Annotated in this window: 17 protein-coding genes, 1 tRNA gene and 1 pseudogene; 8 read left to right on the plus strand and 11 right to left on the minus strand. The window is 56.3% G+C overall.

Going from position 1 to position 13,415, the window contains the following annotated elements:
- Nucleotides 1–194: 194 nt before the first annotated feature.
- Genes K5E80_RS08110 through K5E80_RS08125 form a run of 4 tightly spaced genes read left to right on the plus strand, consistent with a single transcriptional unit; the run spans nucleotide 195 to nucleotide 4,259 of the window.
- On the plus strand, nucleotides 195–2,345 hold the full coding sequence (locus K5E80_RS08110) for an alpha,alpha-trehalose-phosphate synthase (UDP-forming) (RefSeq protein WP_246590915.1): 2,151 nt from the start codon (nucleotides 195–197) through the stop codon (nucleotides 2,343–2,345).
- An 11-nt stretch (nucleotides 2,346–2,356) separates the two neighbouring features.
- Nucleotides 2,357–3,106, plus strand: a complete 750-nt coding sequence (otsB, locus tag K5E80_RS08115) for a trehalose-phosphatase (RefSeq protein ID WP_220635677.1) — start codon at nucleotides 2,357–2,359, stop codon at nucleotides 3,104–3,106.
- Nucleotides 3,103–3,393, plus strand: a complete 291-nt coding sequence (locus tag K5E80_RS08120) for a hypothetical protein (protein WP_220635678.1) — start codon at nucleotides 3,103–3,105, stop codon at nucleotides 3,391–3,393. Before otsB ends, K5E80_RS08120 begins: the two co-directional genes overlap by 4 nt.
- 2 nt (nucleotides 3,394–3,395) lie before the next feature.
- Nucleotides 3,396–4,259 carry a mechanosensitive ion channel family protein gene (locus K5E80_RS08125; RefSeq protein ID WP_220635679.1) on the plus strand — a complete coding sequence of 288 codons (864 nt, stop codon included), beginning with the start codon at nucleotides 3,396–3,398 and terminating at the stop codon, nucleotides 4,257–4,259.
- 281 nt (nucleotides 4,260–4,540) lie between these two features.
- Here K5E80_RS08125 and K5E80_RS08130 read toward each other — a convergent pair whose 3' ends face one another.
- From K5E80_RS08130 to K5E80_RS08140, 3 genes and pseudogenes are all read right to left on the minus strand, one after another.
- Nucleotides 4,541–4,936, minus strand: a complete 396-nt coding sequence (locus K5E80_RS08130; protein WP_220635680.1) for a LapA family protein — start codon at nucleotides 4,934–4,936, stop codon at nucleotides 4,541–4,543.
- Between the two features lie 65 nt (nucleotides 4,937–5,001).
- Nucleotides 5,002–5,478, minus strand: a pseudogene (locus K5E80_RS08135) (transposase); the annotation flags it as partial.
- A gap of 183 nt (nucleotides 5,479–5,661) precedes the next feature.
- Nucleotides 5,662–5,991 carry a hypothetical protein gene (locus tag K5E80_RS08140; RefSeq protein WP_220635681.1) on the minus strand — a complete coding sequence of 110 codons (330 nt, stop codon included), beginning with the start codon at nucleotides 5,989–5,991 and terminating at the stop codon, nucleotides 5,662–5,664.
- Nucleotides 5,992–6,133: 142 nt separating this feature from the next.
- On the opposite strand from K5E80_RS08140, the gene K5E80_RS16940 reads away from it, so the two are divergent.
- The gene (locus K5E80_RS16940; RefSeq protein WP_281420216.1) at nucleotides 6,134–6,265 is read left to right on the plus strand and encodes a hypothetical protein; all 132 of its coding nucleotides are present in this window, start codon (nucleotides 6,134–6,136) and stop codon (nucleotides 6,263–6,265) included.
- Nucleotides 6,266–6,324: 59 nt separating this feature from the next.
- Here K5E80_RS16940 and K5E80_RS08145 read toward each other — a convergent pair whose 3' ends face one another.
- The 5 genes from K5E80_RS08145 to rplU all read right to left on the minus strand — a co-directional run bounded on the left by K5E80_RS08145 (nucleotide 6,325) and on the right by rplU (nucleotide 9,349).
- A complete protein-coding gene (locus tag K5E80_RS08145; RefSeq protein WP_220635682.1) occupies nucleotides 6,325–6,525 on the minus strand; it encodes a hypothetical protein in 201 nt (66 codons plus the stop codon).
- A gap of 15 nt (nucleotides 6,526–6,540) precedes the next feature.
- Nucleotides 6,541–7,656: a glutamate 5-kinase gene (gene proB / locus K5E80_RS08150; RefSeq protein ID WP_220635683.1), complete on the minus strand. Its 1,116-nt coding sequence runs from the start codon at nucleotides 7,654–7,656 to the stop codon at nucleotides 6,541–6,543.
- A complete protein-coding gene (cgtA, locus tag K5E80_RS08155; protein WP_220635684.1) occupies nucleotides 7,631–8,683 on the minus strand; it encodes an Obg family GTPase CgtA in 1,053 nt (350 codons plus the stop codon). The genes proB and cgtA overlap by 26 nt, the downstream gene beginning before the upstream one ends.
- A gap of 75 nt (nucleotides 8,684–8,758) precedes the next feature.
- Nucleotides 8,759–9,022 (minus strand): 50S ribosomal protein L27, encoded by a 264-nt coding sequence (gene rpmA, locus K5E80_RS08160; protein ID WP_220635685.1) that lies wholly within the window; start codon nucleotides 9,020–9,022, stop codon nucleotides 8,759–8,761.
- A gap of 15 nt (nucleotides 9,023–9,037) precedes the next feature.
- Nucleotides 9,038–9,349 carry a 50S ribosomal protein L21 gene (gene rplU, locus K5E80_RS08165; RefSeq protein ID WP_220635686.1) on the minus strand — a complete coding sequence of 104 codons (312 nt, stop codon included), beginning with the start codon at nucleotides 9,347–9,349 and terminating at the stop codon, nucleotides 9,038–9,040.
- A gap of 140 nt (nucleotides 9,350–9,489) precedes the next feature.
- On the opposite strand from rplU, the gene ispB reads away from it, so the two are divergent.
- Nucleotides 9,490–10,458, plus strand: coding sequence for an octaprenyl diphosphate synthase (gene ispB / locus K5E80_RS08170; RefSeq protein ID WP_220635687.1), 969 nt, complete (start codon nucleotides 9,490–9,492; stop codon nucleotides 10,456–10,458).
- A 66-nt stretch (nucleotides 10,459–10,524) separates the two neighbouring features.
- Nucleotides 10,525–10,601, plus strand: a tRNA-Pro gene (locus tag K5E80_RS08175).
- 7 nt (nucleotides 10,602–10,608) lie between these two features.
- On the opposite strand, the gene K5E80_RS08180 is transcribed toward K5E80_RS08175, so the two are convergent.
- Nucleotides 10,609–11,469, minus strand: a complete 861-nt coding sequence (locus K5E80_RS08180; protein ID WP_220635688.1) for a tyrosine-type recombinase/integrase — start codon at nucleotides 11,467–11,469, stop codon at nucleotides 10,609–10,611.
- A 186-nt stretch (nucleotides 11,470–11,655) separates the two neighbouring features.
- Here K5E80_RS08180 and K5E80_RS08185 point away from each other — a divergent pair, with 186 nt between their 5' ends.
- On the plus strand, nucleotides 11,656–11,976 hold the full coding sequence (locus K5E80_RS08185) for a hypothetical protein (protein WP_220635689.1): 321 nt from the start codon (nucleotides 11,656–11,658) through the stop codon (nucleotides 11,974–11,976).
- Between the two features lie 127 nt (nucleotides 11,977–12,103).
- On the opposite strand, the gene K5E80_RS08190 is transcribed toward K5E80_RS08185, so the two are convergent.
- Nucleotides 12,104–13,084 (minus strand): zonular occludens toxin domain-containing protein, encoded by a 981-nt coding sequence (locus tag K5E80_RS08190; RefSeq protein WP_220635690.1) that lies wholly within the window; start codon nucleotides 13,082–13,084, stop codon nucleotides 12,104–12,106.
- Entirely contained in the window at nucleotides 13,084–13,413 is a 330-nt protein-coding gene (locus tag K5E80_RS08195; protein ID WP_220635691.1) for a DUF5455 family protein, read from the minus strand. The genes K5E80_RS08190 and K5E80_RS08195 overlap by 1 nt, the downstream gene beginning before the upstream one ends.
- Nucleotides 13,414–13,415 lie beyond the last annotated feature (2 nt).

Here is a 13,415-nt window from a genome sequence, read left to right on the forward strand (position 1 = left end):
TCCGTCGCCCGCTTTGGCAAACGACTTCAATTCCGGCGCTCAACTTCAGCTATTACGCACTAGACGTACCATGGCTGAGGCGCGCATTTAATTGACGAAAGGAGAGCCACATGAGACTTTCGCTACGATTCATTATTCCACTTCTCATCGTACTGGCCGCTTTGGCTTATGCCGCGGTTCCGCTGGTGGACAGGATGACCATGCGCTGGTCGATTCGCGACCTGGACCTACGTGCGGCGCTTGTCGCCAATACGATTCAGGACCAGATTCAGGACCAGTTGAGCACCGAGTCTTCAAAGAAGCTGCTGGCTCTATTTACCCGCATCGCCCAGGATGAACGCATTTTCGCGCTGGGATACTGCAAGTCCACATCGGCACCCATGCTCGCGACGCGCACCATGCCTGATGCGATCCACTGCGATGACCTTCGGAAATATCAATTATCCGGCGGAAATATCCTGCACGGTGAGAAGGGGGCATTGCATGTCGCGATAAACCCCGTGGCGACGGCAACAGATCCCGACGGTGAGCTCGTGCTGATTCACGATCTGAGTTTTGTTGAGCGGCGGGGCGAGGAAACCAAGCGCTATATTTTTTACTCCTTCACCGGGCTCGCACTGATCGTGTCCCTGATCACCGTCATCATCGCGCAATTGAGCTGGCGGGGATGGATGCAGGGCATTCGATCATTGATGCGTGGCGAAGGGCTGCTGCGCCAACCGGGAACGTCAATACAAATTCCGGAATTACGCCCTATTGCCCGCGATCTGCAAAGGCTGATTAAGGATCTGGAATCCGAACACCACGCGCGAGACGAGGCACAACTTAACTGGACGCCGGACACCTTGCGCGCGATCCTCCATGGCGAATTACGCGGCGACGACGTCATCGTTGTCTCGAACCGGGAGCCTTACATTCATGCCAGAACGGGCGAGCACATCGAGGTACAACAACCCGCAAGCGGTCTCGTAACAGCCTTGGAGCCAATCATGCGCGCCTGCTCCGGTACATGGGTAGCCCACGGTGGCGGTTCTGCGGACAGGGAGGTCGTTGATCGTAAGGACCGGGTTGCGGTACCGCCGGATAATCCTTCCTACCAGATTCGGCGGATCTGGCTTACAGAGGAAGAAGAGAATGGCTACTACTACGGGTTTTCCAACGAAGGACTCTGGCCCTTGTGTCATATCGCTCATGTGCGCCCGACCTTTCGCTCAAGCGACTGGGCGTGCTATGTCGCGGTAAATCAGAAATTTGCGGATGCGGTCATTGCCGAAGCCAAAACATCCGCCCCTATCGTCATGGTGCAGGACTATCACCTCGCGCTGGCGCCGCGCATGATTCGGGAGAAATTGCCGGATGCGACCGTAATCACCTTCTGGCACATTCCATGGCCGAATCCGGAGTCATTCGCAATTTGCCCCTGGCGCGAAGAGATCATTACAGGCCTGCTGGGGAGCAGCATTCTCGGTTTCCATACGCAGTTTCACTGTAACAACTTCGTCGATACGGTCGACCAGTTCATGGAAGCGCGGGTTGACCGCGAGACGCTCACGGTGACACTGGGCGGCAAGAACACGGCGGTTCGCCGCTATCCCATTTCCATCGACTGGCCGCCGAATCCGGCGTTAATGGAAACCCCAGCCGAGATATGTCAAAGCGAACTGCGCAAAGCTACAGGCTTGCCAGAGGATCAGTTGATCGGTATTGGCGTGGATCGGCTCGACTATACCAAAGGCATCATTGAACGCTTCAACGCGATCGAGCGCCTGTTCGGCCTGAAACCCGAGTGGATAGGTCGCTTCACATTCATCCAGATTGCGGCCCCCACCCGATCCAGCATCCCCGAGTATCACGCCCATGAAGAACTGGTGCGACTTACGGCGGCACGCATCAACCAGCGCTTCGGGCGAAACGATGCCCCGGCGATCGTGCTCAAGGTGGAACACCACGGCCCACGGCAGGTCTACGAACACTACCGTGGAGCGGACCTGTGCTTTGTTAGCAGTTTGCACGATGGTATGAATCTGGTGGCGAAGGAATTTGTCGCCGCGCGCAATGACGAACAGGGCGTGCTTGTCCTCAGCCAGTTTACTGGGGCAGCAAGAGAGCTGCCGGAGGCATTGATCGTTAATCCCTACAACACCGACCAATGCGCCGCTGCGATGCATGTTGCTCTGACCATGCCGAAAACCGAACAGCGTGATCGCATGCGCCTGATGCGCGGTCTGGTGTCGGAATTCAATGTTTATCGTTGGGCGGGCCGGATGTTGCTCGACGCGGCGACGATGCGTCGTCGTGGCCGGTTGCTGAAAAACGGGTCGAATAATGTCATAACTGAAAAATAGGATGTGCGCTGATGTCAAAGCCCCTGCCGCGGCCTTCGCCCAATTGGGCATATTTTCTCGACGTCGATGGAACGCTGATCGAATTGGCGGAAACACCGACGGATATCGATGTGGATCAAGGTTTATTAGACTTGATCGGTGTGGTTCACCTGCGCAGTGGCGGAGCGTTGGCCCTGATCAGCGGAAGGTCGCTGGCCGATCTTGATCAACGTCTTGGCCAAACCGGCTTACCTATGGCGGGGCTGCATGGCCTGGAGCGGCGCGATCAATTTGGCCATTTGCATCGCCACGAAATATCGCCGAATCACATCAGAAGAATAGCCGATCACTTGGCCGCGTTGACGGAAAGGCACCCAGGCTTGATATTGGAAGACAAAGGACCAACCTTGGCGATTCACTATCGGCGGGTTCCCCGGCTGGGATCCTATGTGGATCGTTTTCTCAGGCAAATGGTGGATCCCGAGCATGACGGGCTACAGCTGCAACCAGGAAAAAAAGTCCTGGAAATAAAGCCGGCAGGCATTAATAAAGGTACCGCCATCGCCGAGTTCATGATTCATCCCCCTTTCATGGGCAGAATTCCCGTTTTTATCGGCGACGATTTGACGGATGAGCATGGGTTCGAAGTGGTCAATACCCTTGGTGGTTTTGCCGTCAAGGTGGGCAGGGGTCGCACCAGGGCAAAATATCGATTGAAAGACGTCAATGCTGTTCGCACATGGCTCCGAAACCTGCCGTCACTGAAAGGAATCTCACTATGAAATCGCTTGATGACTTCGTTAATTCCGAACCGGGTTATAAGGGCAATATCGCAATTCGCGTTACCCGCCCGACGGGTAAGCATGGCGGACGCATGGAGATTGCGGATTTCGCCCCGCGATTCAAGACGCATGGCTCAGCCATACCCGTGGCAACACATGCCTTCCTTGATCGACGATCGACGCGATACGTCGCCGAGCAATGGGGCTACCACGCGCGGACCCGCAGCATGGTGGGACTCATCAACTCCGCCATCCGTCTTTCCATCCGCCGGGATCGAGCCTTCTGATCATGCAAAAACATATCGATTCCATCCTCGCCCTTGCCATGGGGCACACCGACACGATAGCGCGCGTCGCCGTGATACTGATTCTGACCTCCATCCTGCTGAAGCTGACGCAGCGCATCATCCCGCGCCTGCGTGACTACATCGCCGCGCAACAAAGCAGCAGGGAAGACAGCCAACGAATCCTCACTCTGTCGCGTGTATTGCGTTACTCGGTCAATGTCGCAATCGTCGCCGTTGCAGCCATTCTGGTGCTCGGCGAGTTCGGCATCTCGGTCGCACCCATTCTCGGCGCCGCCGGCGTGATCGGCCTGGCCATCGGCTTCGGTGCGCAAAGCCTGGTGAAGGACTATTTCACCGGCTTTTTCCTGTTGCTGGAAAATCAGATTCGCCACGGCGATGTCGTCGAGGCCGGCGGCAAGGCCGGGTTGGTTGAAGAACTCACGCTGCGCTACCTGAAGTTGCGTGATTATTCCGGCAACGTGCATTACATCCCCAACGGCACAATCTCTGTCGTCACCAACATGAGCCTCGGCTACGCCTACGCCGTGATCGATGCCAGCATTTCCTACGACACCGACATCGATCACGCCATCGCCGCCATGCGCGAAGTCGGCGAGGACATGCGGCACGGCTCCGACCTACGCGACAAGATACTTGATGCGCTGGAGATCGCCGGAGTCGACGATTGGGCCGATTCATCGATTGTCATCCGCTGCCGCTTCAAGGTGGTGCCGCTGGAACAGTGGAATGTCCGCCGCGAATTCCTGAAGCGGCTGAAGGAAGCCTTCGATCGCGCCAACATAGAAATCCCCTTTCCCCATCTTAAAATCATTACGGCCGCAATCGACAGCGGGACCAACAAATAATGCCGTTGCACTACTCGCGAAATGCTCACGGTGATCGGTGATTTCATGTCTGGGTTACGAATGCCGGCATGGGCCGAAACCAACGTATTCGCGGGATTTCCTGTCTTGGCTGCTGCGATGGAAGCGGGGCTACCCCAGCAGCTAAATCATCTGGTCGATGGATGGCGCCGGTTCTTCGGCACTGGCGATGCCGGCGATAAACGCCGAAAGACAACAAGCAAAAATATTCCCTGGAAGATTTGCATGCGGGTTTCGGGTAACTACAGGTCAAGAAACCATGCTCAATTCTGCTTGGTGCGTGACCCATCAGCCGATTCGTTCCCAAGACCGATGATGAGTTGTTTGAGGCCGACGTAAGGAGGTTTTTCCGCAGTGGCTTCAGGGGACAAATGAGTCTCCAATTCTGTAATTCTGTCTCGTAGACTCGCTGCGGTTTTTTCCATCTCATCAATACGGCGTTTCTGCCGCGCCAGCAGCCATTGCCGTTTCAGGGTTGCCGGTGTCGTCAGCAACGCGACGACGATGGCGCCGAAGGCGACTCCCAGCGGCAATACCACTGCAAGAGAGCTGTCGAAACGCCAGAGCAGAAATTTGATCGTCACCGGTACGTTGTTCTGGATGGCGAAGAAGGCGCCGACCAGGGCGACGAGGATGGTTGCGATGATTGTCAGTTGCATGGAATTCTCCTCAAAGTCAAACTGAATTTTGCTTTGTGCTTATATACATATTCACTGCTGCCTGGTTAAAACGCGAAAAGATTAAATTGGTTGTTGATGGTACTGCTGTTGAAATTGAAGTCGCCGCCCGGAAAGGCTTGCTGCAAGGGCATCTTCTCGAAAAGAGTGACCGACAATATCTGTAGCAAAGTGTAGAGAGAGGCATCCAGTTTCAACCGTTTTTTGACAATGGCAACGAGGACATAGACCGACACCGTGACCCAGATTTGCGTCTTGACCGCATTCTCTGACGTACCGAAGAAACGCTTGATCCGAAGATGCTGCTTGATCCACTTGAAGAATAGTTCCACTTGCCAGCGGTTCTTGTAGGGGGCGCAGACGGTGGCGCTCGGTAATGTCATTTGGTTGGTGAGGAAGACGAGCGTCTTGCCGGTCTCGGGATCCTTGAATCGAACACGACGCAGATGCGCGGGGTAGTCCTGCTTCGTGTAGAAGCCGTCGAGCGCAATCGTCTGATCGCAGATGATGCCGGCTGAGCGATCGGCCTGGCGAAGAACGCCAATCGGGCCTTCGCCATGCTGGCAATGCTCAACGTCGGCAAATGGGGACGACCTCTGACGGGAGAGGTGCGTCCAGCATGAGCAGAATGAGGTGGAATGCCCTGCGTTTCCGTTCAAAACAGGCCAGTTTTTCGATGAAAATGTCATTGGCGTCGCGTTTTCGTCTCAATTCCAGATTACCGCTGAGTTTTGCGGCGGCTTATTCAGCATTTCCTTAGACAACTTCATCATGCGCGGCGAAATGCGCGCCTGCTCCGCTACTGAGTAACCCTTCGCGGACAGGCGCTCCAGAAACGCCGGGAGATGGCTGTATCCAAGCCGTTCATCGAAGGGGCCGTAGTTCGGGAAGCGGATCGACGGGCTCGGCCCGGCTTCGAGATGAAACGTCAGGCTCCGGGCCAACTTGGCAAGAAGACGGGCCTGGCGTCGGGGCGATTGGCTTTCGTCGAATACAACCCAGACCAGACAGACGACAATGGTCAGCAACAGCGTCATCCACACCAATTTACCGTTGCGGGAAAGTAAAAGTGATCTCGGTTTCGACATACGCTGTGGCGAGCAGGTTCTTCGATAGAGTGTAGAGGAAGGGGTAGTCTAAAGGAATCAAAGCGCCTATGAGGCTGGTATTTTCAGGTTAATGGCAAAAAAGGAGTTTTTCAAGTTGAAATACGAGCGTAGCGGCAATGTCTGGAAGTACAACGTCAATGACGGACACAAGACGGATACGCGCCTGAAAAGGCTGTCGAGCTTGACCAGAAAGGATAACTGATGGCGGGCAGCATCTTGCCGGGCGCTGCGGCAGGATCCGCGCTCCTGCTCAACGCGCAGTCAGGGAGTCGCCGGTTGAGCGATCACCTTGACATCGGTAATGAAGTACTCCGTCTCACCGAAGCAACTGGTCGGGATGCCTCTGTGCTGTTCGTAGGTCAATGCGACGCGTTGGCCTACCAGTATCACGAGCAAAACAAACAGAATGGCATATTTCGCCAGGGCTTTCGCCGGTGAGGATTTAGGTGGGGAAGTGTTCATGCTGTTCTCCGGAGATCAAAGCAAGACCAGATGATCACGATGGATAAGTTCCAGCTCGTCGACATAGCCGAGCAGGGATTCAATTTCGCTGCTGGGCCTCTTCGCTATGCGGCGCGATTCGGAACTGGAATAATTGATTAAACCGCGGGCGATTTCGCGCCCAGCCTGGTCGCGGCAGGCCACCGCCGCGCCGCGTTCGAACTCGCCTTCGACGCTAACGACACCGATAGGCAGCAGGCTGCGCCCGTCGCGCAGGGCATTGAGTGCGCCATCATCGAGCACCAGGCTGCCGGCAAGTTGTAGATGGTCCGCCAGCCATTGCTTGCGCGCGGCAAGCGGCGTGGCGGCGGCAAACAGCAGTGTGCCCAGCGTTTCGCCCGCCATCAGGCGCAGCGTGATATCTCTTTCGTGACCGCTGGCAATCAGGGTGTGGGCGCCGCTGCGCGCGGCGCGTTGCGCGGCGCGCACTTTGGTGATCATGCCGCCCTTGCTGATGCCGCTGCCGGCGCCGCCGGCCATCGCCTCGAACCGGCTGTCATTGGCGTTACCCTCGCCGATGAGTTCCGCATTTGGATCCTTGCGCGGATCGGCGCTGTAGAGGCCCTGCTGGTCGGTGAGAATCAGCAGCACTTCGGCTTCGACGAGATTGGCAACCAGCGCACCGAGCGTATCGTTGTCACCGAACTTGATTTCGTCGGTAACGACTGTGTCATTTTCGTTGATGATCGGCACCACGCCAAGTTCAAGCAGGGTGGTTAACGTTGTCCGCGCATTCAGGTAGCGCGTACGGTCGGCAAGGTCTTCGTGGGTAAGCAGCACCTGTGCCGTTTTCAAACCGAGACTTGAAAACTGGGTCTCGTAGGCCTGCGCCAGTCCCATCTGGCCGACGGCCGCGGCGGCCTGCAATTCATGCACGGCGTGCGGCCGCGTGGTCCACCCCAGGCGCTGCATGCCGGCAGCAATGGCGCCCGAAGAAACCAGCACGACTTCGCGTCCCTGTTGGTGCAGGGCTGCGATCTGGCGCGCACAATCGGCGATGAAATCCTGTGCCAGACCGGCGCCGTTATTGGTAACAAGCGCGCTGCCGACCTTGACGACCAGCCGTTTAGTCTTCGCTATTTTCTGTCTCATCGGAGACGGTTTCACGTTGATGTTTTTCGAGGTGCTCCATGATCGCATAGGTCAATGGTTTACAGCCATCGCCGGTGAGGCCGGAAATCGTGAAGCAGCGTTCTACCGGGCCGTAGCCTTTCACGAGCTTGGCAATGCGCTGCTCGCGCTCGTCTTCCGGTACCAGATCGATCTTGTTGATAATGAGCCAGCGCGACTTGTCGTAAAGCGAGGCGTCATACTTCTTCAACTCTTCCAGAATCGAATGCGCGTCGCGTACCGGGTCGGCATCCGGGTCGAAGGGGGAAATATCGACCAGATGCAAGAGCAGGCGCGTGCGCTGCAAGTGGCGCAGGAAGCGGTGGCCGAGGCCGGCGCCTTCGGCGGCGCCTTCGATCAGGCCGGGAATGTCGGCAATGACGAAGCTGCGGTTGTTGTCGACGCGCACCACGCCAAGATTCGGATGCAGGGTGGTGAAGGGATAGTCCGCCACCTTGGGTTTCGCCGCCGAGACGGCACGGATGAAAGTCGACTTGCCGGCATTGGGCAAACCCAACAGGCCGACATCAGCCAGCACCTTGAGTTCAAGTTGCAGGATGCGCCGCTCGCCTTCGGTGCCGGACGTATGCTGACGCGGGGCGCGGTTGGTGCTGGACTTGAAGTGCAGGTTGCCCAGTCCGCCGTTGCCGCCCTTGGCAATCAGGGCGCGCTTGCCATCGACATCCAGATCGGCGATGACTTCGCCTGACTCGGCGTCGGTGAATACGGTACCGACGGGCACATGCAACTCCATGTCGTCGCCGCCCTTGCCGTAACAGTCGGCGCCGCGCCCGTTCTCGCCTTTTTTGGCACGGAACAGCCGCGTGTAGCGATAGTCGATGAGGGTATTGAGGTTGCGGTCGGCAATGGCATAAATGCTGCCGCCCTTGCCGCCGTCGCCGCCGTCAGGGCCGCCGAAGGGAATGAATTTCTCGCGCCGGAACGAGGCGCAACCATTGCCGCCATCGCCGGCAACAACTTCAATTTTCGCTTCGTCGAAAAACTTCATATCGAGGACCCAAAAGACAAAAGCCCTATCGCAAGGATAGGGCTTCTGCGCGCTTCGCTCAACGAGCGAAACGAATTACTCGGCAGCCGGAAGAATGCTGACCGTGCGGCGTTGCTTTGCGCCCTTGGTCGTAAACTGTACATTGCCCTCGACCTTGGCGAACAGCGTGTGATCCTTGCCGATGCCGACATTGTCGCCGGGGTGGAACTGGGTGCCGCGCTGGCGCACGATGATGCTGCCGGCGGAAATCAGTTCGCCGCCATAGCGCTTGATGCCGAGGCGTTTCGATTCCGAGTCGCGGCCGTTACGGGAACTGCCGCCTGCTTTTTTGTGGGCCATGGTTGCTGTCTCCCGTTAGGCGGCGATGCCGCTGATTTCAAGCTCCGTGAAGCCTTGGCGATGGCCTTGATGCTTCTGATAGTGCTTGCGCCGGCGCATCTTGAAAATCTGCACCTTGGGCCCGCGGCCCTGCGCAAGAACCTTGGCCGTAACCGTGGCGCCGGAAACGAGGGGCGTACCGATCTTCACCGATTCGCCTTCGCCGACCATGAGAACCTGGTCGAGAATGACTTCCGCGCCCACTTCTGCCGGTATCTGTTCTACCTTTATCTTTTCGCCGGCTGCGACGCGATACTGCTTGCCGCCGGTTTTTATGACCGCATACATGATGGACTCCAATACAAGGGGTGTTGCAAAGAGCCGCGCATTATACGCAGCCAGGCCCTTGGCGTCAAAGGAAAAGTGTCCCCCCATTGACGGCGGGCCGGGCGCCCCCTACCATCCGGCCTTTCCGCGAAAATCACACTGTGTCTCCCGAATCCCTTTACGCCCTCATTGCCGACGACATGAAGGCCGTCGACGCCGTTGTGCGCTTGCGGCTGCACTCGGACGTGGTTCTGGTGCGGCAGGTAGCCGAATACATCATCGCTGGGGGCGGCAAGCGCATGCGGCCCGCCTTGGTGGTGCTGGCAGCCAACGCCACGGGTTATGCCGGCAGCCATCACCACGAACTGGCGGCGGTGGTCGAATTCATTCATACCGCCACACTGCTCCACGACGACGTGGTCGACGAATCCACCCTGCGCCGCGGCCGCGATACCGCCAACGCGCTGTTCGGCAACGCGGCCAGCGTGCTGGTCGGCGACTTTCTTTATTCGCGCTCTTTCCAGATGATGGTCGGCGTCGGCAGCATGCGCATCATGGAAGTGCTGGCCGAGGCGACCAATGTGATCGCCGAAGGCGAAGTGCTGCAGTTGATGAATTGCCGCAATCCCGACATCACGGTGGATGACTATCGGCGCGTCATCCAGTACAAGACCGCCAAGCTGTTCGAGGCATCGGCCCGCATCGGCGCCATAGTATCCAATGCGGAGCAAAGCATTGAGCAAGGGCTGGCCGATTACGGCGCGCATCTCGGCACTGCATTCCAACTCGTGGATGACGTGCTCGACTATTCCGGTGACGAGGCCGAAACCGGCAAGCATCTTGGCGACGATCTGGCCGAGGGCAAGACCACAATGCCACTGATTCATGCCATGACACATGGCAATGCCGAACAGTCGCAAAATGTGCGCCAGGCGATTGAGGGCGGCGGCCGCGAATTGTTTGTCGAAGTAATTGCGGCAATACGCGCCACCGGTGCGCTGGAAGCGACTTTACGTGTTGCAACCGAGGAGTCGGCCGCAGCAAAAGCTGCGCTGTCCGTGCTTCCCGCTTCGCGCTACAAGCTTAGTCTGATAGAATTCGCCGACTTTGCAGTTGCCCGGGCTTACTAAGTTCAATGGAGTATCGGGCGGGCAGTGGTTTCGGAGCTTTCCCGATCACAGCCATGAAGTTTGTTTCGGGGTGTAGCTCAGCCTGGTAGAGTACTGCGTTCGGGACGCAGGAGTCGGAGGTTCGAATCCTCTCACCCCGACCAATCGAGTTCATTCGAAGGTCAATAGCAGCTGGACGGCGTTTTTTACGTGGTCTGGCGCAAGATGTGCGTACCGCTCTGTCATTTCGATGGAGTAATGACCTAGCAGTTCTTTGACGGCCAACAGCGGCACACCTTGCATGACCAACCATGAAGCGCAGGTGTGCCGCAAGTCATGTATGCGAAAGTCATCAATTCCCGCCCGTTTGCAAGCCGCTTCAAATCCATTCTGAAACGTCGTGATCCGCCTGTTCTGGCGGGTCGAGAACACCCAAGGCGTACCGGGGCAGTTCTCAGAATTCCACTCCCGGATCTCAAGCAGTACATGCTTCGCTAAGTCATTGATTGGTATGGTTCTGCGCTTGGCGCTCTTCGTGTTCTTAGGATCGAGGACGAAAAAGCCGTGATTGAGTTCGACGGTTTTCCATTCCAGCGTTAGCAGTTCAGACTTGCGGCAGCCAGTGTGCAAAGCCAACTGGATGAAGCATGCCAAGTGCGGCGTTCTGGCATGAAGCCGCGAGGCTTCAATCAGCCTGGTCGATTCATCGCGGCTGATCCAGCGCACCCGGCCCTCGGGTTCCTTGAGCGACATCTTGTGCACTGGATTCGGAATGTCGAGCTCAAATTCGAACCGGGCATGGTTGATCGCGGCCGAGAGCAAATCGAGTTCGCGGTTGATAGTCGCTGGCTTGACGCCATCGACGCGCCGCGATTCGATGTAGTCGCGGACATCGGCACGGCGGATGTCAGTGATCTTGCGACCGGCGAAGTGCGGATACAGACGCTTGTAGCCATAGAGACTACGCGCGTGGCTTCGTATTTCGTGGCGACGCGCATCGAGATAGGTGGTAATGACCTCATCGAACAGCATGACAGGATTCTAAAGGCTGCAAGCGGTCTGTATGGGGTTGGGTAGATGAGGCTTACCCAACCCCACTACAGAAGCATTCCCCGCGGGGCTGTGCGCCGATCAAGGGACTTTCGCGGCATAAACGGGTTGCCTCCCGCTACGCGGGCCCCTCCCATTTATTCCACGGTTCCCTTGACGGAATTGAGCTTGAAATTAGTTATCCACTTTTTCTGTGGAAAAAAGCCCGCTTCGGCGGGCTTTTTGTTTGTGGGTCAATGTAATGCGACGGTGCCTCTAAAAGAAGCTACCGCGCTTAGCACTAACTCCCCAATCAGTACGGTCGCATTCCCAAGCACGGAGCAGCTGCATTTCGTCGTGCCTCATAACACGATGGCCACGCTGCTGATCGTCATAGGTCATCTTAAGCAGCTGTTGGAACTGATATTCGTTGTACCAAGTACCACGAAATTTGCGATGGCCAAGCAGACGGCGCATGACAGCATGCGCAATGATGGCCAGCAAGAGTAAAAATAGCGCTCCGATCGAGAGCCACAGGTAGTAAGGCCCTGATCCACCAGCGGAATACCAGCTACAAAAAAACTGAATTTTTGTCTGGCAGAAAGCCAATAGCGCATCCATGACGACGAATTATATGTCAAGCGGACACGACAAGTTTCAAATTCGGATGCGATACCGAACGGTAATCGATTGCTGACGGGTTTGCAGCCTGTACAAGCGACAAACGAGGCCGATCCAGCAGCTTGAGCCTCTCGATGCGCTGCAAATGGCGTACGCGCTCATCTGGTGGCAAACGCATGATGATTTCGACTATCGGATGCTTTGGCTTGAGAGGCACCACAGGACGAACCACAAGCGGATTCTCGCCCTTGACCAATGCCTTGACGAGTTCCATACCGGTCGGCGGCGCTGGCGGCATGTAGCGGCCTTTTATGTGCCATGCAGAGAGAACCGTATGGAGCCCAACCGACTCGGGATGTTCTCTGTCGACAAGCTTTTGCTTAGTGTTATAGACGTTGTAGAGGTCTTTAGCTCGGTACCAGATCGTATCGACCTTGAGCGCATCGCGATCCATGCCATGTTTCATAATGCCCAAATGGAGCTTCGGGAATCGAACACCATCCTTCATGAAGAGCTTAGTGAACTTGGTGACAAAGGGTATTGCCCACTTGTCGGTACGTTTTACCGATATGTGATATTCGATCAAGGCATCGCGAACTTGCTTATCGATCTGGCCAAGGCCTTGAGCGAGAAAGTAAGTATTCCAATTGTATTTTCTGGAGAGCGTGAGCCAGTCAATTAAAGGCTGGCGTTCTTTGTCGCCCCACGCACGCGCATTCAGGAAGTGGCTGGCTTCATCAAGAACGATAACGCCATTCTTGCTTTCGTCCATTTCGTCCTGTGGGCTACCGTAGCCGATGGCCAGCATGTCATGGACTGTTGGCCGATCTGGAAGCCTGATGATGGTTTTACGGGACGTTGGATAGCATATCTCGTCCATGTAGATATCAACGTTTGTGGCTACTCGCCGGCCTTCCACCAAAGCATCACGAATAACGCCGGCACAAAAAAGAGTTTTGCCGGCACCCTTCTTACCAGTGACTATGTGATCAGCCATCAGGTGACCGATGCCGCAATTCTGAGACTCTCGACATGATAGTCATATATCCACCGTGCAATCTTGGCAGCAATAAGTGAACCTATACATGCAGAAAAATTGGAAGGGAGTATTAAATCCGCGCCTTCTGCCATTGAAGATGGCATCGCATAAACAATAGCCGAGAGTAATGCATGTACAACACCCACGAACGTCACTGTCATGGCCAGAAAAGCAGCCAGCGCAGTAGCAAGATAGATTGTTTTCTTGGCAAGCTGTAGACCAAAAAAACTTACTGCCGAAGTAACGACAGTCAATAAAAGATTACCCAACCAGACTAATGCCGGCATGT

This window comes from Georgfuchsia toluolica (assembly GCF_907163265.1).
Classification (GTDB): domain Bacteria; phylum Pseudomonadota; class Gammaproteobacteria; order Burkholderiales; family Rhodocyclaceae; genus Georgfuchsia; species Georgfuchsia toluolica.

Excerpts from the sequence above, each read along its gene's own strand:
- K5E80_RS08180 (WP_220635688.1), bottom strand. The coding sequence starts at position 11,469 with ATGCTGTTCGATGAGGTCATTACCACCTATCTCGATGCGCGTCGCCAC.
- K5E80_RS08190 (WP_220635690.1), bottom strand. The coding sequence starts at position 13,084 with ATGGCTGATCACATAGTCACTGGTAAGAAGGGTGCCGGCAAAACTCTT.
- K5E80_RS08140 (WP_220635681.1), bottom strand. The coding sequence starts at position 5,991 with ATGACGCTGTTGCTGACCATTGTCGTCTGTCTGGTCTGGGTTGTATTC.
- K5E80_RS16940 (WP_281420216.1), top strand. The coding sequence starts at position 6,134 with ATGGCAAAAAAGGAGTTTTTCAAGTTGAAATACGAGCGTAGCGGCAAT.
- otsB (WP_220635677.1), top strand. The coding sequence starts at position 2,357 with ATGTCAAAGCCCCTGCCGCGGCCTTCGCCCAATTGGGCATATTTTCTC.
- rplU (WP_220635686.1), bottom strand. The coding sequence starts at position 9,349 with ATGTATGCGGTCATAAAAACCGGCGGCAAGCAGTATCGCGTCGCAGCC.
- proB (WP_220635683.1), bottom strand. The coding sequence starts at position 7,656 with ATGAGACAGAAAATAGCGAAGACTAAACGGCTGGTCGTCAAGGTCGGC.
- K5E80_RS08110 (WP_246590915.1), top strand. The coding sequence starts at position 195 with ATGACCATGCGCTGGTCGATTCGCGACCTGGACCTACGTGCGGCGCTT.
- K5E80_RS08195 (WP_220635691.1), bottom strand. The coding sequence starts at position 13,413 with ATGCCGGCATTAGTCTGGTTGGGTAATCTTTTATTGACTGTCGTTACT.
- K5E80_RS08145 (WP_220635682.1), bottom strand. The coding sequence starts at position 6,525 with ATGAACACTTCCCCACCTAAATCCTCACCGGCGAAAGCCCTGGCGAAA.
- rpmA (WP_220635685.1), bottom strand. The coding sequence starts at position 9,022 with ATGGCCCACAAAAAAGCAGGCGGCAGTTCCCGTAACGGCCGCGACTCG.
- K5E80_RS08125 (WP_220635679.1), top strand. The coding sequence starts at position 3,396 with ATGCAAAAACATATCGATTCCATCCTCGCCCTTGCCATGGGGCACACC.
- cgtA (WP_220635684.1), bottom strand. The coding sequence starts at position 8,683 with ATGAAGTTTTTCGACGAAGCGAAAATTGAAGTTGTTGCCGGCGATGGC.
- K5E80_RS08120 (WP_220635678.1), top strand. The coding sequence starts at position 3,103 with ATGAAATCGCTTGATGACTTCGTTAATTCCGAACCGGGTTATAAGGGC.
- K5E80_RS08130 (WP_220635680.1), bottom strand. The coding sequence starts at position 4,936 with ATGCAACTGACAATCATCGCAACCATCCTCGTCGCCCTGGTCGGCGCC.